General features: G+C 61.2%; 19 protein-coding genes and 1 pseudogene. 12 read left to right on the top strand and 8 right to left on the bottom strand.

Features of this window, described 5'->3' with window-relative positions; all coding sequences use genetic code 11:
* Nucleotides 1–38: 38 nt before the first annotated feature.
* Both HBO05_RS07925 and aroQ read right to left on the bottom strand, forming a co-directional pair.
* Nucleotides 39–893, bottom strand: coding sequence for a shikimate dehydrogenase (locus HBO05_RS07925; protein ID WP_172312276.1), 855 nt, complete (start codon nt 891–893; stop codon nt 39–41).
* Nucleotides 890–1,327, bottom strand: a complete 438-nt coding sequence (aroQ, locus tag HBO05_RS07920; protein WP_032861827.1) for a type II 3-dehydroquinate dehydratase — start codon at nt 1,325–1,327, stop codon at nt 890–892. Before aroQ ends, HBO05_RS07925 begins: the two co-directional genes overlap by 4 nt.
* 216 nt (nt 1,328–1,543) lie before the next feature.
* Between aroQ and HBO05_RS07915 the strand changes: the two genes are divergently transcribed.
* From HBO05_RS07915 to HBO05_RS07905, 3 genes are all read left to right on the top strand, one after another.
* A complete protein-coding gene (locus HBO05_RS07915; protein WP_032861829.1) occupies nt 1,544–2,065 on the top strand; it encodes an RNA polymerase sigma factor in 522 nt (173 codons plus the stop codon).
* A 62-nt stretch (nt 2,066–2,127) separates the two neighbouring features.
* The gene (locus HBO05_RS07910; protein WP_172312274.1) at nt 2,128–3,114 is read left to right on the top strand and encodes a FecR family protein; all 987 of its coding nucleotides are present in this window, start codon (nt 2,128–2,130) and stop codon (nt 3,112–3,114) included.
* A gap of 251 nt (nt 3,115–3,365) precedes the next feature.
* Nucleotides 3,366–6,116 carry a TonB-dependent receptor gene (locus tag HBO05_RS07905; RefSeq protein WP_172312272.1) on the top strand — a complete coding sequence of 917 codons (2,751 nt, stop codon included), beginning with the start codon at nt 3,366–3,368 and terminating at the stop codon, nt 6,114–6,116.
* 247 nt (nt 6,117–6,363) lie between these two features.
* Here HBO05_RS07905 and trmA read toward each other — a convergent pair whose 3' ends face one another.
* Both trmA and HBO05_RS07895 read right to left on the bottom strand, forming a co-directional pair.
* A complete protein-coding gene (gene trmA, locus HBO05_RS07900) occupies nt 6,364–7,443 on the bottom strand; it encodes a tRNA (uridine(54)-C5)-methyltransferase TrmA (RefSeq protein ID WP_172312270.1) in 1,080 nt (359 codons plus the stop codon).
* A complete protein-coding gene (locus tag HBO05_RS07895; RefSeq protein ID WP_169951112.1) occupies nt 7,440–8,735 on the bottom strand; it encodes an NCS2 family permease in 1,296 nt (431 codons plus the stop codon). The genes trmA and HBO05_RS07895 overlap by 4 nt, the downstream gene beginning before the upstream one ends.
* A 211-nt stretch (nt 8,736–8,946) precedes the next feature.
* On the opposite strand from HBO05_RS07895, the gene HBO05_RS07890 reads away from it, so the two are divergent.
* A complete protein-coding gene (locus tag HBO05_RS07890; RefSeq protein WP_170041695.1) occupies nt 8,947–9,393 on the top strand; it encodes a DUF4879 domain-containing protein in 447 nt (148 codons plus the stop codon).
* A 21-nt stretch (nt 9,394–9,414) separates the two neighbouring features.
* A pseudogene (locus HBO05_RS29235) lies at nt 9,415–9,501 on the top strand (outer membrane lipoprotein carrier protein LolA); the annotation flags it as partial.
* 3 nt (nt 9,502–9,504) lie between these two features.
* On the opposite strand, the gene HBO05_RS07885 reads toward HBO05_RS29235, so the two are convergent.
* The gene (locus HBO05_RS07885; RefSeq protein ID WP_172312268.1) at nt 9,505–10,737 is read right to left on the bottom strand and encodes an MFS transporter; all 1,233 of its coding nucleotides are present in this window, start codon (nt 10,735–10,737) and stop codon (nt 9,505–9,507) included.
* Nucleotides 10,738–11,081: 344 nt separating this feature from the next.
* Between HBO05_RS07885 and HBO05_RS07880 the strand changes: the two genes are divergently transcribed.
* From HBO05_RS07880 to HBO05_RS07870, 3 genes are read left to right on the top strand one after another with little or no spacing between them, the layout of a single operon-like run.
* Nucleotides 11,082–12,521 (top strand): cytochrome ubiquinol oxidase subunit I, encoded by a 1,440-nt coding sequence (locus tag HBO05_RS07880; RefSeq protein ID WP_169951106.1) that lies wholly within the window; start codon nt 11,082–11,084, stop codon nt 12,519–12,521.
* Nucleotides 12,522–12,524: 3 nt separating this feature from the next.
* Nucleotides 12,525–13,532, top strand: a complete 1,008-nt coding sequence (gene cydB / locus HBO05_RS07875; RefSeq protein WP_029292140.1) for a cytochrome d ubiquinol oxidase subunit II — start codon at nt 12,525–12,527, stop codon at nt 13,530–13,532.
* Between the two features lie 12 nt (nt 13,533–13,544).
* The gene (locus HBO05_RS07870; protein ID WP_169951104.1) at nt 13,545–13,712 is read left to right on the top strand and encodes a DUF2474 domain-containing protein; all 168 of its coding nucleotides are present in this window, start codon (nt 13,545–13,547) and stop codon (nt 13,710–13,712) included.
* A 51-nt stretch (nt 13,713–13,763) separates the two neighbouring features.
* On the opposite strand, the gene HBO05_RS07865 is transcribed toward HBO05_RS07870, so the two are convergent.
* Nucleotides 13,764–14,888: a methyltransferase gene (locus tag HBO05_RS07865; RefSeq protein WP_170041697.1), complete on the bottom strand. Its 1,125-nt coding sequence runs from the start codon at nt 14,886–14,888 to the stop codon at nt 13,764–13,766.
* Between the two features lie 175 nt (nt 14,889–15,063).
* On the bottom strand, nt 15,064–15,774 hold the full coding sequence (locus tag HBO05_RS07860) for a LuxR family transcriptional regulator (RefSeq protein ID WP_169951099.1): 711 nt from the start codon (nt 15,772–15,774) through the stop codon (nt 15,064–15,066).
* Between the two features lie 413 nt (nt 15,775–16,187).
* On the opposite strand from HBO05_RS07860, the gene HBO05_RS07855 reads away from it, so the two are divergent.
* Nucleotides 16,188–16,964: a ferredoxin--NADP reductase gene (locus tag HBO05_RS07855; protein ID WP_169951097.1), complete on the top strand. Its 777-nt coding sequence runs from the start codon at nt 16,188–16,190 to the stop codon at nt 16,962–16,964.
* Nucleotides 16,965–17,022: 58 nt separating this feature from the next.
* On the opposite strand, the gene mscL is transcribed toward HBO05_RS07855, so the two are convergent.
* Entirely contained in the window at nt 17,023–17,439 is a 417-nt protein-coding gene (gene mscL / locus HBO05_RS07850; RefSeq protein ID WP_169951095.1) for a large-conductance mechanosensitive channel protein MscL, read from the bottom strand.
* Between the two features lie 288 nt (nt 17,440–17,727).
* Here mscL and HBO05_RS07845 point away from each other — a divergent pair, with 288 nt between their 5' ends.
* The 3 genes from HBO05_RS07845 to radA all read left to right on the top strand — a co-directional run bounded on the left by HBO05_RS07845 (nt 17,728) and on the right by radA (nt 21,324).
* Nucleotides 17,728–19,269: a catalase gene (locus tag HBO05_RS07845; RefSeq protein ID WP_172312267.1), complete on the top strand. Its 1,542-nt coding sequence runs from the start codon at nt 17,728–17,730 to the stop codon at nt 19,267–19,269.
* Nucleotides 19,270–19,390: 121 nt separating this feature from the next.
* A complete protein-coding gene (locus HBO05_RS07840) occupies nt 19,391–19,921 on the top strand; it encodes an ankyrin repeat domain-containing protein (protein ID WP_169951089.1) in 531 nt (176 codons plus the stop codon).
* 35 nt (nt 19,922–19,956) lie between these two features.
* Nucleotides 19,957–21,324 (top strand): DNA repair protein RadA, encoded by a 1,368-nt coding sequence (gene radA / locus HBO05_RS07835; RefSeq protein ID WP_057441136.1) that lies wholly within the window; start codon nt 19,957–19,959, stop codon nt 21,322–21,324.
* Nucleotides 21,325–21,360: the final 36 nt, after the last annotated feature.

Here is a 21,360-nt window from a genome sequence, read left to right as displayed (position 1 = left end):
GGAGCTGGCAAGCCAGCTCCCACATTAGGATCCGGTTTCTACAGTGAGGTATTCATGTATTGGAAATGATCGAGCATCCTTTGTGCATCTGCTTTCTCACCACTGAACAACTCAAAGGCCTTCACCGCCTGGAACACCGCCATATTCCCTCCATCCAGCGTGCGGCAGCCCAAGGCCCGGGCGCTGCGCAGCAGCTCGGTTTCCAGCGGGAAGTAGACGATTTCCGCGACCCACAAATCTGCGCGTAGCAACACGGCTGGCACTGGCATGCCCGGCAGCTTGGCCATGCCCATGGGCGTGGTATTGACCAGCCCGTCAGCCGCCGCCATCGCGCTGTCCAGATCACTGGCGGCATGCGCGCGGCCGGGGCCGAAATGCTGGTTGAGGTTATCCGCCAGGCTTTGCGCGCGCCCATGGTCCACATCGAAAATACTCAACTGCCCGACACCTTCGGCCAGCAGCGCATGGGCCACTGCCGCGCCCGCGCCACCAGCGCCCATCTGCACCACGCGCTGGCGCGCAGCCTCATGCAGGCCACGGCGAAACCCTTCGGCGAAACCCAGGCAGTCGGTGTTGTGACCGATGCGCTTGCCATCGCGCCAGACCACGGTGTTGACCGCGCCGATGCCCTGGGCTTCGGGCGACAGCTCATCGAGCAGCGGCAGGATCACCTGCTTGCACGGGTAGGTGATGTTCAACCCGGTGAAGTTCATCTGCTCGGCGGCCTTGAGCAGCTCGGGCAGGGCGCTGCTGTCCAGTTGCAGCGGGTCCAGGTCGATCAGTCGATACAAGTAGCGCAGACCCTGGGCATCGCCTTCCTGCTCATGCAGGGCCGGCGTGCGGGACGCCTGGATGCCGGCGCCGATCAGGCCGGCAAGAATGCGCGGTTTCATTTGAGCTCCCGACTGAAATGTTCGAGGGCCAGGTGATAACCGTGGCTGCCAAACCCGGCGAGCACGGCCTTGGCGATAGGGGAAACAAAGGAGTGATGGCGGAAGGGTTCACGGGCATGCACGTTGGACAGATGCACTTCGATCACTGGCAGTTCACTGGCCACCAGGGCGTCGCGGATGGCCACCGAGGTGTGGGTCCAGGCCGCCGGGTTGATCACAATCCCGGCGCACCGGGCACGGGCGCCATGAATCCAGTCCAGCAACTCGCCTTCGTGGTTGGTCTGGCGAAATTCCAGTTTCAGCCCGAACTGTTCGGCACTGCGCCCACATAGCGCGGCGACGTCAGCCAGGGTCTCGTGGCCATAGGTGGCCGGTTCGCGGGTGCCGAGCAGGTTCAGGTTGGGGCCGTTGAGGACCAGTACGATAGGCGGCATGGGGATGTCTCCACTGTTGTTTTTATTGATGGGGACAAAATGTACTGAATGGTTAATTTGGTCAATTGGCCAGGCGTCATGCCGTGGATAACCGTTCGATTATCGAACGCTGAATACGGCCTGCCGGTACTGCCCAAGAGTTGATATCAATTGAAAATCATTCTCGACAACGCTTAAGATGCCCGCCTGTTTCCTTTACATCCCCAGGGAGTCGGTTTGTCGGACGTGGATCTCAAGGGCCTGTTTCTCAAGCATGCCGATACCCTGCGCCGGTATTTGCTGCGCAAGGTACGGGACCCTCAGTTGGCTGCGGACCTGGTGCAGGAGAGCTTCCTGCGCCTGGCGCAAAAGCCGTCCAGCGAGCGGATCGACAACTCCCAGGGTTATCTCTACCGCACGGCGAGCAATCTTTTGATCGACCATATCCGCCAGGAGGCCCGGCGCAAGACCGACTCCGTGCCCCATGAGGCGTTGGCCGAGATTGAAGATGAAGTGGCCGGGTTGGAGGCTCAGGCAATGGCGCAGCAACAGCGACAGGCATTGAAGCAGGCGTTGGCGGAACTGCCGGAGCGCACCCAGCAGATTTTCCGCCTCAACCGCGTCGAGGGCATGACCCACGCCCAGGTTGCGCGGCATCTTGAAATTTCCGACAGTTCAGTGCAAAAGCATCTGGCCAAGGCACTGGCGCATGTCATGCAGCGTTTGCGGGAGGGCGATGTGACGCCGTCCGACGAATGATTTACTGAAAAAACGCTGCTCAAACGTCACTGTTTCATACAACGAGAATTCGAGACTCACACGTGAATAGCCAGGAGTCGCAACAGCCCAGCATTACCGAGGTCGCCGCCGATTGGGCGGTGCGCCTGCATGCGGGCGGGCTGGGTGTGCAGGAACACGCCGAACTGCAACGCTGGATTGCCAGCGACAGCCGCCACGCCGCGGAACTGGATTTTGCCCGGCAGACCTGGGCGGCGCTGGGGGACTTGCACGTGGATACGTCAGTGCATCGTCAGCGTCCACCGTCTGCTAGCGTTCCACTGCGCCGCGCCCAGCGGCGCCGGCCATGGCGCGTGGCCGCAAGTGTCGCGCTGTTGCTGGTGGTCGCCGGTGTTGGCTGGGTGCAGGCGCCGCAAGCCTTGCTGCAGATGCAGGCCGACTACCTGACCGCCAAGGGCGAAGTGCGCATGGTGCGCCTGGCGGACGGCAGTACCGTGGAGCTGGATTCCTCCAGCGCCATCCGCCTGGATTTCGACGGCGAGCAGCGGCGGATCAGCCTGCTGGCCGGCTCGGCGATTTTTGACGTGGCGCCCATGGCCGGGCAGGAAACCCGGCCGTTCGTGGTGCAAAGTGCCGGCGGGCAAACCCGGGCCCTGGGCACGCGTTTTGTGGTCGGCCGCGAGGCAGACGACCAGGCGTGGGTGGGTGTGCTGCAACACAGCGTGGCCGTGACCCAGCAAGACCGGCCGCAAACTACGGTCCTCGAGGAGGGGCAGGCCGCCCGCTACAGTGCGCAGGACGGTGTGAAAGGCCTGCCCGGCTTCGACCTGGCGCGGGCCACCAGTTGGCGGCGCGGAGTGCTGGTGTTCGACCGCCAGCCGCTGGCCAAGGTGGTTGCAGAGCTCAATCGCTACCGCCCCGGGCGGGTGGTGCTGCGCAATGCCGAACTGGGCAAGCGTGAAGTCAGCGCGGTGTTCCGCCTCGACATGCTGGACCAGGCGCTGGGCACCTTGACCGAAGAGTTGCAGGTGCGACGCTTTGATCTGGCGGGCGTCAGCCTGATCTACTGACATACCGCAAACCTCCCTGTGAACGGGCGCTTTTGTGTGGGCGCTGGCTAGCCTGCGATAGCATCACCTCGGTCTACCTGGTAGACCGAGTTGCCTGCATCGCCGGCAAGCCAGCTCCTACACAAGCCCGCATTCCTGGCTGATCTTCAAACAATTTTCAGAAACACTTACTGAGTCTCTATCCCTGACGCGTCTTGCTAATCGAGAAGTATTCGCATAAACAAAAAACGCTCAGCGAAGGGATCACAACGATGTCTGCAATCACCAAAGGGCGCGTCACCGGCAGCCGGTTGGCCCTGGCCATTCACTTGGGTCTGTTTGCCTGCGCCGGGCAGGCCTACGCCGCCGCCCCGGTGGCCGGCGCTTCGCAGCCTGCGACGCTGATGTTCGATATTCCCGCCCAACCCCTGGGCGGCGCGGTCCTGGCGTTTGCCGACCAGGCTGGTTTGCAGGTGCTGTTCGATAGCCCCCGCCTGCAAGGCCTCAGCAGCACCGCGCTGAAGGGCCAATACAGTGTCCAGGAAGGCCTGGGGCGTTTGCTGGGCAGTGCGCCGGTGGAGTATCGCTTCACCGGCGAGCGCCAGGTCACCCTCAATCGCGTCAATGTCGAACAGGACAACGCGTTGACCGTCGGCACCACCACCATCAACGCCAACACCAACGGCAAGCCCAGTGACTGGGTGTATGAAACCCCGCGCTCGGTGGCGGTGATCACCCGCGAGCAGATCGACAAGCGCCCACCCCGGCACGCCGCCGACATGCTCGAGGAAACCGCCGGTGTCTACACCGCCGTCAACCAGCGTGACCCTGGCTTGTCGGTGAATATCCGTGGGGTGCAGGACTATGGCCGGGTCAATATGAACATTGACGGCATGCGCCAGAACTTCAACGTCAACGGCCACCAGCAGCGCAACGGCACGATGGTGATCGACCCTGAATTTATCTCCAGCATCGAGATCGACAAAGGCAGCCAGTCGGGCATGGGCGGTGCGGCGGTGCTCGGTGGCATTGCGTCATTCAAGACCCTGGACGCCAGCGAGTTCCTGGCCGATGGCAAGGAGTACGGCGGGCGTCTGCGCGCGGGTAATGGCATCGGCAAACTGGGCAATGGCACCCACTTCAATGGCAGCGGTGTATTTGCCTTTGGCGATGAGCGTGGCGATGTGCTGCTGGGTTACAGCGAGCGGCATTTCGGCGATTACCACGCCGGCACCCACAACGACCAGAAGCTGGGCACCAACCTGCGCGCGCGCAAGTATCAGCCCGAGGCGTTTGACGATTGGTTGAACAGCGAGGTCGGCGATATGGGCAGCGTGACTCGCTCGCAGATCGTCAAACTGGGCCTGAACCTGCCCAATGACCAGCGTGTGCAACTGAGCTACCTGCAAAGCGACAGCGACAGCAACGACGCCTGGGCCTATACCGCCGACGATGCACAAAGCGTTTACTACCGGCGCGTGAGCAAGAACAACCTTGCGGCCAAGAACGTCGCGCTGGACTATAGCTACACGCCAGACAACCCGCTGATCGATTTCAAGGCCAAGGCGTATTACGTCAGCACCCAGTTGGAACGCACCAATGCGCCAAACCTGTCGTCACCTGGTACGGGCAACGAGGTCGGCGGCTACACCGATCACTTCCAGACCGATACCTGGGGCCTGCAAGCGGACAACACCTCGCGCTTCGATTTCGAGGCACTGGGCCGGGTCAAATGGAACTACGGCCTGGAGATGTACCAGGACCAATTCAAGCCGCGCACCAACAAGGTCGAGGCGGTCAACCTCCAGGGGCTGCTGCCGTATGTCGAAGGCGACACCCCGGGCGGTAAACGCACCATCGCCAGCTTGTTCAACAACCTGCAATACGAATATGGCAACTGGCTGACCCTGGATGCCGGCCTGCGTTACGACCGCTACCGGCTTGAAGGCAAAACCGGGATGACCCTGTACAAGCGCGACCGCTTCTACAACAGCCTGGTGGGCGCCAAGCGTGTGGCCGAGGTGTTTGATATCGATAATGAAGAGGGGCACTTCTCGCCCACCTTCGGCATCGGCGTCAAGCCGGGGCTTGAGTGGATGCAACTCTATGCGCGTTGGGGCAAGGGCTGGCGCCCGCCGGCGGTCACGGAAACCTTCATGACCGGTCGCCCCCATGGTGGCAGCTCGGCAGAGCGGGTGTTCCCCAACCCGTACCTTAAGGCTGAAGAGTCGCGGGATTGGGAAATGGGCGTCAACGTGTTCAAGGAAGGGCTGTTTTTCAACGACGACCGCCTGGGCATGAAGGTCGCCTACTTCGATACCAAGATCGACAACTTCTCGTTCCTCAACCACAGCGTCAGCTTGCCAGACACCAGTGTCGGCGGTTTTCTCGGAACCATGGCCTACGTCAACAACACCGGCCCGACGCGCTTTCGCGGTATGGAGTACCAGCTCAACTACGACATGGGCCGGGCCTACGCCAACTTGAGCTACACCCATATGATCGGCAGTAACGACTTCTGCTCGAAGAACTACTACATGGGCGGAGCCAAGACCAGCGGGCCGCGGACTACGCGGATCGAGTCCTACATCCGCCCGGATGGGCGCCCCGGCATCCGGCCGGTCACTACTTATGAAGTGCTGGATGATGACGTTGCCAACAACAAGGAAAGTTGCGGGCGGATCATGGGCAACGCCACCTATATGCCGGCGGATCGCGGCTCGGTGACGTTGGGCGCGCGGTTCCTGGAAAAACGCCTGGATACCGGCGTGCGGGTGCGCTACAGCTCGGGCAACGGTGCCAACCTCAACCAGCAGGGTTATGACTTTATCGACCAGGCGCTGTGGCCGCAGTACACCCTCTACGACCTGTATGCCAGTTACTGGATGACCGACCACTTGAACCTTGGCCTGGCCCTGGAAAACGCCACCGATGAAGCCTATTTCGTGGCCATGGGCGACGCCAACAACCTCAGCCTGGCGCGGGGCCGTACGTTGAGCGGGATGCTTGAGTACAAGTTCTGAGCAAGGTGTTCCAGCGTTCCGGCCTGGGCACTTAGAAGGAGTCGCCAAGTCGGCCGCCGCCCGCGCCAATGGCAAGCAGGGCGGCCGGCCATGCAAGGAGCAATGATGCACAGCCGGGGTAGCGGGCTTATGTGGGAACGGGCTTGCCCGCGATTACGGTGGGTCAGCCAGATAGATTTTGACTGATACACCGCAATCGCGGGCAAGCCCGCTCCCACATTTTTCCAGATCTGCCGGGACCGAGGGTTTAGCGCCGGGTCAGCAGCACGCCCGATTCCATATGGTGGGTCCACGGGAACTGGTCGAACATCGCACACCGGGTGATGCGGTGCGTGTCGTGCAGTTGCGCAATGTTCGCCGCCAGCGTTTCCGGGTTGCAGGAGATGTACAGGATGTTCTCGAAGCGTCGGGTCAACTCGCAGGTGTCCGGGTCCATGCCTGCGCGGGGCGGGTCGACGAAGATGCTGGCGAACTCATAGCTCTTGAGGTCGATACCGTGCAGGCGTCGGAATGGCCGCACTTCGTTCAGGGCTTGGGTCAGTTCTTCGGCGGACAGGCGCACCAGGGTGACGTTATCCACCGCGTTTTCATCGAGGTTGCTCAGGGCGGCGTTGACCGAGGTCTTGCTGATCTCGGTGGCCAGCACTTTGCGCACGCGGGTAGCCAGGGGCAGGGTGAAGTTGCCGTTGCCGCAGTACAGCTCCAGCAGGTCATCACTGCGATCGCCCAGGGCCTCATAGGCCCAGTTGAGCATTTTCTGGTTCACCGTGCCGTTGGGCTGGGTGAAGGCGCCTTCGGGCTGGCGATAGCTGAAGGTGCGACCGCCGACATCGAGTTTCTCCACCACATAGTCGTGGCCGATCACGTCGCGCTTGCCCTTGGAACGGCCAATGATGCTGACGTTCAGGTCGGCCGCCAGCTTGTTGGCAGCCGCGTGCCAATGCTCGTCCAGCGGGCGGTGATAGCACAGCGTGATCATCGCATCGCCGGCCAGGGTGGTGAGGAACTCCACCTGGAACAGCTTGTGGCTCAGGGCGGCGCTGGCTTGCCAGGCGGCCTTGAGTTGCGGCATCAACTGGTTGATGCGCAGGCTGGCGATGGGAAACTCTTCGATCAGGATCGGCGTGCGCTTGTCGTCCTGGGAGAACATCGCGTAATGGCGCTGACCGCCTTCGCGCCACAGGCGGAACTCGGCGCGCAGGCGGAAGTTCTGCAGGGGCGAATCGAATACCTGTGGCTCGGGCGCATCGAACGGCGCGAGCAGGTCACGCAAGCGCGTGACCTTTTCTTGCAGTTGCAGGGCGTAACTTGCTGCGTCAAAAGTCATGCGGGGAACCAGCCTAGCTTGATCACGAACAGGATCGACAGGATCACCAGCGCTGGGTTGAGTTCACGGTAGCGGCCTGTCAGCAGCTTGATACCGGTCCAGGCGATGAAGCCGAAGGCGATGCCGTTGGCGATGGAGTAAGTGAAGGGCATCGCCAGGGCGGTGATCACCACCGGCGCGGCAACAGTAATATCGTCCCAGTCGATTTCCGCCAGGCCCGAGGTCATCAACACTGCGACAAACAGCAGCGCGGGTGCGGTGGCAAATGCCGGGACGCTGGCCGCCAGCGGCGAGAAGAACAGCGCCAGCAGGAACATGATCGCGACCACGATGGCCGTCAGGCCAGTGCGGCCACCCGCACTCACGCCAGCCGCCGACTCGATGTAGCTGGTGGTGGTCGAGGTACCCAGCAACGAACCGGCCATGGCCGCAGTGCTGTCGGCAATCAGGGCGCGGCCCATTTTCGGCATGTGGCCGTCCTTGCCCATCAGGCCGGCGCGCTTGGCGACGCCGATCAGGGTGCCGGAGTTGTCGAACAGGTCAACGAACAGGAAAGCGAAGATCACGCTGATCAAGCCCACGTCCAGGGCGCCGGCGATGTCCAGTTGCAGGAAGGTCGGGGCCAGGGACGGAGGCATCGATACCACGCCGCCGAATGGGGTGACGCCGAGCGCAATGGCGGCGATGGTCACCGCGAGGATGCCGATCAACACCGCGCCGCGCACTTTCAAGGCTTCCAGGGCCACGATCAGGAAGAACCCCAGGGTGGCGAGGATGGGGGCGGGTTTGGCCAGGTCGCCCATGCCCAGCATGGTCGCCGGGTTGCTGACCACGATGCCGGCGTTATGCAGGGCGATCAGCGCCAGGAACAGGCCGATACCGGCGGCAATCGCCGAGCGCAGGGGCAGGGGGATGGCATTGATGATCCATTCGCGGATGCGGAAGATCGACAGCAGGAAAAACAGCACGGCGGAGATAAACACCGCACCCAGCGCCACTTGCCAGGTATGGCCCAGGTGCAGGACCACGGTGTAGGTAAAGAAGGCGTTCAGGCCCATGCCCGGTGCCAGGGCAATCGGGTAGTTGGCGATCAGGCCCATGATCGTCGAGCCGATGGCCGCCGCCAGGCAAGTGGCGACAAACAGCGCGCCCTTGTCCATGCCGGTCTCGCCGAGAATGCTCGGGTTGACGAACAGGATGTAGGCCATGGCCAGGAATGTCGTGATACCGGCGAGAATCTCGGTACGCACGTTGGTGTTGTGTGCCTTGAGTTGAAACAGCTTTTCCAGCATGCCTGCTCCCTGTGGCGCGCTCGGCGCCGTGATTTGTTGACCTCAAAGTCAAAGCACAAACTGCGCCAAGCGCCGCGTGTTTTCTACAGAGGATCGGAAAAAGCGGCGCATCATACCAGCAGGTCGACGGCCTGTGGCGCCCAGCCTCGGTTTTGTTGAGTGTGGCCTTGAGGCATACTCCGTCGATGTTCAGTCCAGGGTCATCCAAAGCATGAAAAAAGCCATCGCGTGGAGTCTAGCTCCGTTCGCCTGTATCGGCCTGTGGCTGGCGGCGGCACCGGCGTGGGGCGCGCCTGCACCGGCCTTGAGCGAGGTGCGGGTATTCCAGGTGCAGTCCCAGGCGTGCAAAGAGTCCATCGCCGAGGGCGTCGACAGCACCCGGCAGTGCCAGCACCGTGGGCCGACACAGGTCTCGGTGATGGAAGTGGGGCTGGGCAATAATTCCATCGCCACCTTTGATGGGGCGCGGCTTGCGGGGCAAAAGACCGCGATCTGCCAGGTCGGCTCCGTCAGCCAGGCCTGCAATGGCGCTGGCACATTGATGGGCTACATCTATGTATTTGACGTGGATATCCGCGCCGCCGGTTGGTTCGAGTACAGCAACACATCGATCAATGCGCCGCGCAATACCCTGAAGACTCAGCTGCGCATCCAATGATGGCCCCCTGTAGGAGCCGGCTTGCCGGCGAAAATCGTCAACGATAACGCTGGGTGCCTGGTGGCCCGTGTTGCTCTCTGGTTTTTCGCCGGCAAGCCGGCTCCGACAGGTTCAGGGCGTTTCGGCCGGGGTATGCATGCGGTCCCGCTTGGCCAGCGTCGGGAACAGCTTGATCCATACCCCCGTCACCACCAACGTCCCGACCCCGCCCAATACCACGGCTGGCACTGTGCCCAGCCAGTGGGCGGTGACGCCGGATTCAAATTCGCCCAACTGATTGGACGCCCCGATAAACAGCCCATTGACCGCACTGACCCGCCCGCGCATTTCATCGGGGGTTTCCAGTTGCACGAATGAGGCGCGGATCACCATGCTGATCATGTCTGCCGCCCCCAGCACCACCAGCACCGCCAGCGAAAACCAGAACGAGGTGGACAGGCCGAACGCGATGGTCGCTACGCCAAATACCCCGACAGCGGTAAACATCACGCGGCCCACGTGCCGGTCCACGGCAAACCGCGCTAGCCACAATGACATCAACAGCGCCCCAACCGCCGGCGCCGAGCGCAGCAGCCCAAGGCCCCAGGGGCCGGTCAGCAGGATGTCCTTGGCAAACACCGGCAGCAACGCCGTGGCGCCGCCCAACAGCACGGCGAACAGGTCCAGGGAGATCGCCCCGAGGATGTCCGGCCGGCTGCGGATAAAACGAATCCCCGCGAGCAGCGAGTCGAGGGTGGCCTTGCCCTTGTTAAGTGGGGTCTGCCGCGCGGGCAGGTTGAGGGTGAGCATGCAGGCAATCAGGTACAGCAGCACCGTCGGGCCATACACCCAGGCGCTGCCGAAGGCATAGAGCAAGCCGCCCAGGGCCGGCGCGACGATGGTTGCCGATTGCTGGGCCGACTGCGCCGCCGCCACTGCCCGTGGAAACAGGGCGCTGGGCACGATGCTCGGCAACAGCGCCTGGGTGGTGGGCAGTTCGAAGGAGCGGGCTGCGCCCAGCAGGAAGGCGAGGGTAAAAATCATCTCGCGGGTGACATTGTCCGTCAGGCTGCCGATGACCAGGGCCAGGGCGATCAACGCCTGCAACGTCTGGCAAATGGCGGCGACCCTGCGCCGTTCGTAACGGTCGGCCACATGCCCGGTGTGCAGCATGAACAGCACCCGTGGGACAAATTCCACCAGGCCCACCAAGCCCAGGTCCAGCACGTTGCCGGTCAGTTGGTAGAGGTTCCAGCCGATGGCCACGGTGAGCATCTGGAAGCCGCTGGCGGTAAAAATCCGGGCCAGCCAGAACGCGATAAAAGGGCGGTGATGACGTAACAGCAGCGGGGTTTCACTGGGCATCGGCAAGGACTGGACTGAACCTGGGAAGTGCCGAGGTTAGCATCAAGCTGTAACAAATAGTTGCTACCAGGCAAATATCCTTAGCAAGGCATCTATTTGGCTGAGTCAACCTGTCACGCGGCAAAAGACCACACAGTCCAACCTGGAAAATGGGACTACTCTTTCAACGATGCTTGATCCAGATCAATGCCGATTGCAGCGTTGGTGTGGGGGTCAAGAAGCCAGAATCCCTACGTGGTTGGTAAAAAAAGAACGAATTGCAATTCGCCACACTCCATATCCGTGGGAGCAGTGGGTGCAGGCCTCCCTGCCTGTAGCCGGTATTACCTGACAGAGGAAGACTTATGTTCGGTTTGGAGGCGCTAGATCTCGCCCGAATTCAATTCGCATTCACCATCTCGTTCCATATCCTGTTCCCGGCCATCACCATTGGCCTGGCCAGTTACCTCGCGGTACTGGAGGGCCTGTGGCTCAAGACCCACAACGATACCTACCGTGACCTCTACCATTTCTGGTCGAAGATCTTTGCCGTCAACTTCGGCATGGGGGTGGTCTCGGGCCTGGTCATGGCCTATCAGTTCGGTACCAACTGGAGCCGCTTCTCGGACTTCGCCGGCTCTGTCACGGGGCCGTTGCTGACCTATGAAGTGCTCACCGCGTTCTTCCTCGAAGCGGGCTTCCTTGGGGTGATGCTGTTTGGCTGGAACAAGGTCGGGCGCAAGCTGCACTTCTTTGCCACGGTGATGGTGGCCGTCGGTACGCTGATCTCGACCTTCTGGATCCTCGCCTCCAACAGCTGGATGCAGACGCCACAAGGCTTTGAAATCATCGACGGCCGGGTGATCCCCACCGATTGGCTGGCCGTGATCTTCAACCCTTCGTTCCCCTATCGCCTGGCGCACATGGCCACGGCGGCGTTTGTCGCCACCGCGTTTTTTGTCGGATCGTCGGCGGCCTGGCATCTGCTGCGGGGCAAGGACAACCCGGCGATCCGCACCATGCTGTCGATGGCGATGTGGATGGCCCTGATCGTCGCGCCGATCCAGGCGGTGATCGGTGACTTCCATGGCCTCAACACCCTCAAGCACCAGCCGGCGAAAATTGCGGCGATTGAAGGCCACTGGGAAAACATCGGCAATGAGCCGACCCCGCTGATCCTGTTCGGCTGGCCGGACATGAAGGAAGAGCGCACCAAGTACAAGGTGGAAATCCCCTACCTGGGCAGCCTGATCCTCACCCACTCCCTGGACAAGCAAGTGCCGGCCCTCAAGGAGTTCCCACCTGAGGATCGTGCCAACTCGACCATCGTGTTCTGGTCGTTCCGGGTCATGGTCGGCCTGGGCATGCTGATGATCTTCACCGGCCTGTTCAGCCTCTGGCTGCGCAAGGGCGACAGGCTGTACACCAACAAACCGTTCCTGTACCTGGCGCTATGGATGGGCCCGTCGGGGTTGATTGCGATCCTGGCCGGCTGGTTCACCACCGAAATCGGGCGCCAGCCCTGGGTGGTCTACGGCTTGATGCGCACGGCGGACGCCTCTTCCAACCACAGCGTGGTGCAGATGAGCATCACCCTGGCGCTGTTTGTGGTGGTGTACTTCGCCCTGTTCGGCGCAGGCCTTGGCTACATGATGCGCCTGGTGCGCAAAGGCCCGGTCACCCACGACAGCACCGAACCGGCCCACGGCGGCCCCGGGCAGCAACGTACCCCGGCGCGTCCATTGTCGGCAGCCGATGACAGCGGCGACGCCGATCACGGCGACACTCTGAACAAGGGGAATTGAGTCATGGGTATTGATCTTCCGCTGATCTGGGCCGTGATCATCATCTTCGGCATCATGATGTACGTGGTCATGGATGGCTTTGACCTGGGGATCGGCATTCTCTTCCCGTTTATCCCGGGCAAGACTGACCGTGACGTGATGATGAATACCGTCGCCCCGGTGTGGGACGGCAACGAAACCTGGCTGGTGCTGGGGGGCGCGGCATTGTTTGGCGCCTTCCCATTGGCCTACTCGGTGGTGCTCTCGGCGCTGTACCTGCCGCTGATCCTGATGCTGATCGGCCTGATCTTCCGTGGCGTGGCCTTTGAGTTCCGCTTCAAGGCCAAGGATGACAAGCGCCACTTGTGGGACAAGGCGTTTATCGGCGGCTCGCTGGCGGCGACCTTCTTCCAGGGCGTGGCGCTGGGGGCATTCATTGAAGGCATTCCGGTGGTTGACCGCCAGTTCGCCGGCGGCTCATTGGACTGGTTCTCGCCGTTTGCCCTGTTTTGCGGCGTGGCCTTGATCGTGGCCTATGCCCTGCTGGGCTGCACCTGGCTGATCATGAAGACCGAAGGCAAGCTGCAAGAGCAGATGCACAACCTGGCGCGACCCCTGGCGTTCGTCGTGTTGGCGGTGATTGGCATCGTCAGCATCTGGACGCCCCTGGCCCACCCGGACATCGCCTCGCGCTGGTTCACCCTGCCGAACCTGTTCTGGTTCCTGCCGGTGCCGATCCTGGTGCTGGTGACCATGTATGCGCTGGTGCGTGCCGTGGCCCGCAATGCCCATTACGCGCCGTTCCTGCTGACGCTGGTGTTGATCTTCCTCGGCTACAGCGGCCTGGGCATCAGCCTGTGGCCGAACATCATCCCGCCGTCGGTGTCGATCTGGGATGCCGCCGCGCCGCCGCAAAGCCAGGGCTTCATGCTGGTGGGTACGCTGTTCATCATCCCGTTCATCCTGGGCTACACCTTCTGGAGCTACTACGTGTTCCGCGGCAAGGTGACCCATGAAGATGGCTATCACTAGGAGGCTTGGACCATGACCGGTAAACCTTCACTGGACGATATCGAACAGGCCGAGAAAAAGCCGCTGTGGCAACGCCTGGGCTGGTTGGCAATGATCTGGACCGGCAGCGTCCTGGCCCTGTTCGTGGTGGCCAGCCTGATGCGCATGTTCATGAACGCCGCGGGCCTGAGCACTCACTGACATCCCATGCAGTCTTGACCCTCCTTTAATGGAGGGTTTTTTTTGCCTGTGTTATTTGCGGGCCTTGAGAATCACGAACTTTGGTGTCGCCGCCACCTGCTCCACACCACGGAACAGCCGCGCCAGCTTGCTGTGATAACCCAGGTGGCGGTTGCCGACGATGTACAACGCGCCGCCGACTACCAGCGCTTCGCGGGCCTGCTGGAACATGCGCCATGCAAGGAAATCCCCCACCACCTGCTGCTGGTGGAACGGCGGGTTGCATAGCACCACGTCCAACGATTGCGGCTCCTGGTCCGCCAGGCCGTCGCCGGGGCGAATCATCACGGGCCGCTCACCCAGGGCCGCGCGCCAGTTTTCGGCGGCCGACTGTACGGCCATATAGGACTCGTCCACCAAGGTGTACTGCGCCTCGGGGTTGTGCAGGGCGCTGGCAATCGCCAGCACGCCGTTGCCGCAACCCAGGTCAGCCACGCGGGCATTCCCCAGGTTGTGCGGCAGATGGGGCAGGAAGGCACGGGTGCCGATATCCAGGCCTTCGCGGCAGAACACATTGGCGTGGTTGAGTAGCTCGATGGCCGGCGCGTCCAGGCGATAACGCGTGGGGTAGGGCGATACGACGCGAGGGCGATCAGCCAGGGTGGCGATCAGCAACCTGGCCTTTTTCACCGCCAGCGACGCGTGCATCGGCCCGATGTAACGCTCCAGCAGTTCACCGGCGGCGCGGGGCAGGTGCTTGACCATGGCCCCCGCGATCACTTCGGCACCTGGCGCCAATTGGTCCTGCAGGCGGATCAATTGTTCTTCGAGCAGCGCCAGGGTTTTTGGTACCCGGATCAGTACCCGATCGAAGGGCCCGCTGGGCACCTGGCTGGCAGGCACGAACGAAAGGGCATCGAAGGCCTTGCCATTGCGCATCAGGTTTTTTTGCAGGGCCTGGGCGCCGAGGAATGAATCGCCGCTGCTGGTGACATGCACATGCCCCTCAAGGCTGGCCGCCAATGCCCCAAAACTGTCATTGAGCACCAGTACGCGGGTGCTGCTGGCCGGTTGCTGCTCGGCCAGGTAGGCAAGCAGATACTCGTCGGCCGCATCGAAGGCTTGCAGCGGTTCGTTTTGCTGCTCGGGCTGGCGGATCAGGTCGAGTTGGGCGAAGGGGCTATCGAGCAGGGGCATGGCGGGGGGAACTCTGGATAATCGACGGGTGTTCCGGGCCTGGCGCGGAACCTTCTGAGTGGACTGCGACGCGGGCGTTGACGAGCGGCGTCATCACTCAGAACTGGCCGTAAATGTTACGTTTTTTTCTGGCGGATTACATTCGGTGTTTTCAACATGGGGGCGCGGGCTGTACTCAAAAAAGGCCGTGTTTGACTGCCGTGATCACCGCGGCAATCTTATTGCTCACCCCCAGCTTGCGCATCGCACTGCTGATATGAAAACCGACAGTGCGCTCGGACAGGCAGAGAATTGTCGCGATATCGGCAGCTGTCTTGCCCAGTGCCGACCATTGCAGGATTTCGGTCTCGCGACTGGTGAGCTTGGTGGGGCACTGGCAGGCCGGCTCCTTGGCATAGGCCTGGGCCGCGACGGTATGCAAGGCATGGCAGATCCACAAGACCTGGCCGGCTTTCTCATACAGTTCCTGGGCTTGCACCGGTTCCTGGCGTCGTCCCAGGTTGATCATGCTGAAAAAGCCACGGAAGTCATGCACCGACTGCGCCCAGCCAAAATTGAGACCCTGGGCTTGCAAGTGAACCCACATGTCCGGCACTGCAGAGTAGGTTTTTTCTTCCCAGACGATGGGCAGTACATCGCGTTTGCAGTGGCTGACCAGCGGGTCCATATCGAAGTAATGTTCTGTTTTGTAGAGAGTGTTCCATTCACTTGGATAATTATTGAGGTGGATGTTCTTGAATGGCTGATAAACCGCATTGGAGCCCATCATAAAACCGCAATATTCAAAGCCCAGCTCATAGGTAATGTTCAGAGCAGCCTCGAACATAGTCGTCACCTCATCCTCACCTTCTAGTTTGGGTAGACGTGTGTTTCGCCAGTTGACCATTGGTAAATCTCCATGAGTCGCACACTGATTGTTCGCAACGCGGTCCCCTTAGCGTTACCGAATCGAGTGTAGGACAGCATGTAAAACCCAGATGGGAATTTTCGCACTTAGCGTTGCGTTTTTTAGTAGAACTGATTGATACCCATGGTCCTGGGCGCGCGGGCGGGGGGGCTGATGATGTGAGTGAATTTCTTTGTCATTCATTTGCTTAGGGCAGGGTTGCGACACAGTTTATGAATTTTCATGTAGGGGTTATGAGTAGGACTTAATAGCCAAATGGTTTGAATTGAAGGCAGATGGCCATCTTTTCTGTATTGGTCAGTGGAGGCACGCAGGATGTCACTACAAACCAACGGTGTTTCCAGGCGTCGCTTTGGGGGACACTAGGGGTTACCTGTAGACCGGAGCCCCCCATGACGGCCAGTGCGGAAAAATTCACACGCCAGACCCTGATCGATGTGCAGTCGTTGACCCCCAGCCTGTTTACCCTGCGTACTACCCGGGACCCGGGGTTCCGTTTCACCGCCGGGCAGTTTGTTCGCCTGGGCGTGACCAAACCCGATGGCAGCCTGGTGTGGCGTGCCTATTCGGTGGTGTCGTCGCCCTTTGATGAGTTCCTGGAGTTTTTCTCTATTGTGGTGCCCGGTGGTGAGTTCACCAGTGAGCTGAGTCGCCTGCGGGTGGGCGACGAGTTGCTGGTGGAGCGCCAGGCCACCGGTTTCTTGACCCTGAATCGTTTTGTCGATGGTCGTGACCTTTGGCTGCTGGGCACCGGCACGGGGATCGCGCCATTTCTGTCGATCCTGCAGGACTTTGAAGCCTGGGAAAAATTTGAGCGGATCATCCTGGTCTACAGCGCCAGGGAAGCTCGGGAGCTGGCCTACCAGACCCTGATCAAGGAATTGGGTGAGCGCGAGTACTTGAGCGAACACGCCCATAAACTCACCTACCTGCCTATCGTGACCCGTGAGCAGCGGCCGGGTGCATTGAATGGGCGGATCACGACCCTGATCGAAAATGGCGAGCTGGAGCGTGCGGCGGGCGTAGCGCTGACGCCTTTGCATTCGCGGGTGATGATTTGCGGCAATCCGCAGATGATCGATGACACCCGGCAACTGCTCAAGCAGCGTGATATGCAACTGAGCCTGGCGCGTCGGCCCGGGCAGGTGGCGGTAGAAAACTACTGGTAGAAAAAAGGCGCCCGGTCAGGGGCGCCTTTTTCTGTGGCCGACAGGTATTGCGGGTCGGCTACAGGGGCTTGTTGTTCTGGGCCTTGAGCAGATCGCGGATCTCCCCCAGCAGTTCCTCTTCCTTGGTGGGGACCGGTGGCAGGCTTGGCGCCACGGCTTCTTCACGCTTGAGACGGTTGATGGCCTTGACACCCATGAAGATCGCGAACGCGACGATCACAAAGTCAATGACGCTCTGGATGAATTTACCGTAGGCCAGGACCACCGCAGGTGCATCGCCCTGGGCTGCCTTGAGCGTTACCGCCAGGTCACCGAAGTCCACACCGCCGATCAGCAGGCCGATGGGCGGCATCACCACGTCGCCTACGAAGGACGAAACAATTTTGCCGAAGGCGGCGCCGATGATAATACCGACCGCCATGTCGACCACATTACCTTTGACCGCGAAGGCCTTGAACTCACTGATCACGCCCATAGGTTATTCCTTGTTACAGTTGAGAGGAGAGGAACTCAGTGTAAGTCAGTCTGCAGTGACTTGCTCGACACAACTGTTAACACTGTTCGTTGCAATCGACACATTAAAACGCAAATAGTTTGCAAAGTGCCACCAATCGCGCGCGAAATACCCGGCATTTCAGTGTCTTGCCACACTATTTTTTTAATCGGGTTGGTGTGGCTTTTCTATTTATCTTCTGGCGCCAGGATCACTAGCCTCTGGCAAGCACCCGTAAAAGTGCATTTAAAAAAGCCAGAGGATTGCTTGATGAAAAACCTTATTAGCCGCAGGTCTATTGCTGCGCGCAATCTGCTATTGATTGCCAGTACCAGTTTGTTGTCGTTGTCGGTCAGTGCCGCCAACCTCACTCGCGATAATGGCGCGGCCGTGGGTGACAACCAGAACTCGCAGACCGCCGGCGCCAACGGCCCGGTCCTGCTGCAAGATGTACAACTGATCCAGAAGCTGCAGCGCTTTGACCGTGAACGCATCCCGGAGCGTGTGGTGCACGCCCGTGGCACCGGCGCCCACGGTACCTTCACCGTCACCGACAACCTCGGCGACCTGACCAAGGCCAAAGTGTTTGCCGCCGGTGAGGCCACGCCGGTGTTTGTGCGATTCTCTGCTGTTGTGCACGGCAACCACTCCCCGGAAACCCTGCGCGACCCACGCGGCTTCGCCACCAAGTTCTATACCGCCGAAGGTAACTGGGACTTGGTCGGCAATAACTTCCCGACCTTCTTTATCCGCGACGCGATCAAGTTCCCGGACATGGTCCATGCCTTCAAGCCGGACCCGCGCACTAACCTGGATGATGACTCCCGGCGTTTTGACTTCTTCTCCCATGTTCCCGAGTCCACCCGCACACTCACTGAGTTGTATTCGGACTCCGGCACCCCCGCCAGTTATCGGGAGATGGACGGTAATGGCGTACATGCCTACAAGTTGATCAACGCCAAGGGTGAAGTGCACTACGTGAAGTTTCACTGGAAGAGCCTGCAGGGCATCAAGAACCTGGACCCCAAACAAGTTGTCGAGGTCCAGGGCCGTGATTACAGCCATATGACTAACGACCTGGTTACCCATATCAACAAGGGCGACTTCCCCAAGTGGGACTTGTATGTGCAAGTGCTCAAGCCTGAAGAGCTGGCCAAGTTTGATTTCGACCCACTGGACGCCACCAAGATCTGGCCCGATGTTCCCGAGCGCAAAGTCGGGCAAATGGTGCTGAACCGCAACCCCGGCAACGTGTTCCAGGAAACCGAGCAAGTGGCCATGGCCCCGGCGAACCTGGTACCGGGTATCGAGCCGTCGGAAGACCGCATGCTGCAAGGTCGGGTGTTCTCCTACGCCGATACGCAGATGTATCGCCTGGGCGCCAATGCCCTGCAACTGCCGATCAACGCTCCACGGGTCACCGTCAACAACGGTAACCAGGATGGCGCGATGAACGTCGGCAAGACCAGCACTGGCGTGAACTATCAGCCGAGCCGCCTGGTACCCCGGGAAGAGCCGCAAAGCGCGCGTTACAGCCAGATGCCCCTGGCCGGCAGCACCCAGCAAGCGAAGATCCAGCGTGAGCAGAACTTCAAGCAGGCGGGCGATTTGTATCGGTCCTACAGCAAGAAGGAACGCCAGGACTTGATCGACAACTTTGGCGGCTCCCTGGCGACCTCGGATGACGTCAGCAAACACATCATCCTGTCGTTCCTCTACAAAGCTGACCCGGAGTACGGCACGGGCGTGGCCAAAGTAGCCAAGGGCGACCTGGCGCGAGTCAGGGCGCTGGCTGAAAAGCTGACGGACTAACGGCACATCTCCCTGTAGGCGCTGGCTTGCCGGCGATGAGGTCGCTGAAGACGATGGTGATCTTTGGGGGGCCATCGCCGGCAAGCCGGCGCCTACAAGGGACCTGCAGAGGATGTTGATTATGCGTAGCTTTATAGGGGCACTACTGGCCTGCTGGTCCTTGAGCGTATTCGCCGACCCACAGGCCCTCAAGGCGCAGTTGCAGGACTACTACTTCGACGCCGCCCGGCGTGGCGACGTGGAAATGCTCAAGACTTTTATCGAATCCGGTTATTCCCTCAATACCGTCGATGACAAGGGCTACACCGCACTGATCCTCGCCGCCTACCACGGCCAGGCCCCTGCTGTGGAACAACTGTTGGCGGCCGGTGCCGATGCCTGTGTCCAGGACAATCGCGGCAATACAGCGCTGATGGGCGCGATCTTCAAGGGCGAGTTGAGCATTGCCCGGCGTTTGCTGGGTACCGCCTGCAACCCCGACCAACGCAACGGCGCCGGACAGACGGCGGCGATGTACGCCGGGCTGTTCAAGCGCGTCGAACTGCTCGATGCACTCAAGGCCCAGGGCGCCGACCTGAATGCCGAAGACCCGCTGGGCAACAGTGCTACACGATTGGCCAACGGTGAAATCCGTACCGCAGCGCCGCGCTGAGCTATCATCGCGGTTTTTCGGTTGGAGGTTCTCAGATGGCAAAGGCCAAGCGCATGTACGGCTGCACGGAGTGCGGCGCGACCTTTCCCAAATGGGCGGGCCAGTGTGGCGAATGCGGGGCGTGGAACACCCTCACTGAAACCATGATTGAAAGCGGCGGGGCTGCGGCGCCCAGCGGGCGCTCCGGCTGGACCGGGCAGCAAGCCCAGATCAAGACCCTGGCAGAAGTCAGCGTCGAGGAAATCCCGCGTTTCTCCACCGCGTCCGGCGAGCTCGACCGGGTGCTCGGCGGCGGCCTGGTGGACGGCTCGGTGGTGTTGATTGGCGGCGACCCGGGTATCGGCAAATCGACCATCCTCCTGCAGACCCTGTGCAGCATCGCCAGCCGCATGCCGGCCCTGTACGTCACCGGCGAAGAATCCCAGCAACAAGTGGCCATGCGCGCCCGCCGCCTGGGCTTGCCCCAGGACCAACTGCGGGTCATGACCGAAACCTGCATTGAAAGCATCATCGCCACCGCCCGCGTGGAAAAACCCAAGGTGATGGTGATCGACTCGATCCAGACAATCTTCACCGAGCAGCTGCAATCGGCGCCGGGTGGGGTGTCCCAGGTGCGGGAAAGCGCGGCGTTGCTGGTGCGCTACGCGAAGCAAAGCGGCACGGCGATTTTCCTGGTGGGCCATGTCACCAAGGAAGGCGCGTTGGCCGGCCCGCGCGTGCTGGAGCATATGGTGGATACGGTGCTGTATTTCGAGGGTGAGTCCGATGGACGCCTGCGCCTGTTGCGGGCGGTGAAAAACCGTTTCGGCGCGGTCAACGAGCTGGGTGTGTTCGCCATGACTGACCGGGGGCTGAAAGAAGTCTCCAACCCTTCGGCGATCTTTCTGACTCGCGCCCAGGAAGAAGTACCGGGCAGCGTGGTGATGGCGACGTGGGAAGGCACCCGGCCGATGCTGGTGGAAGTCCAGGCCCTGGTGGACGACAGCCACCTGGCCAACCCGCGCCGCGTGACCCTGGGCCTGGATCAGAACCGCCTGGCGATGTTGCTGGCGGTGTTGCATCGCCATGGCGGGATTCCGACCCATGACCAGGACGTGTTCCTCAACGTGGTGGGCGGCGTCAAGGTGCTGGAAACCGCATCGGACCTGGCATTGATGGCGGCGGTGATGTCCAGCCTGCGCAATCGACCGCTGCCCCATGACCTGCTGGTATTTGGCGAAGTGGGCCTGTCGGGCGAAGTGCGCCCGGTGCCCAGCGGCCAGGAACGGCTCAAGGAAGCTGCCAAGCATGGCTTCAAGCGCGCCATCGTACCCAAGGGCAATGCGCCGAAGGAGGCGCCGCCCGGCTTGCAGGTTATTGCGGTGACGCGGCTGGAACAGGCACTGGATGCCTTGTTCGAATAACCCGCACCACCACAGCCCCCTGTGGGAGCAGGCAAG

It is taken from the genome of Pseudomonas sp. WS 5079, from assembly GCF_012985465.1.
Taxonomy (GTDB): Bacteria; Pseudomonadota; Gammaproteobacteria; order Pseudomonadales; family Pseudomonadaceae; genus Aquipseudomonas.
The sequence above is the reverse complement of the archived record's forward strand: the minus strand, read 5'-3'. Positions and strand labels throughout refer to the sequence as shown.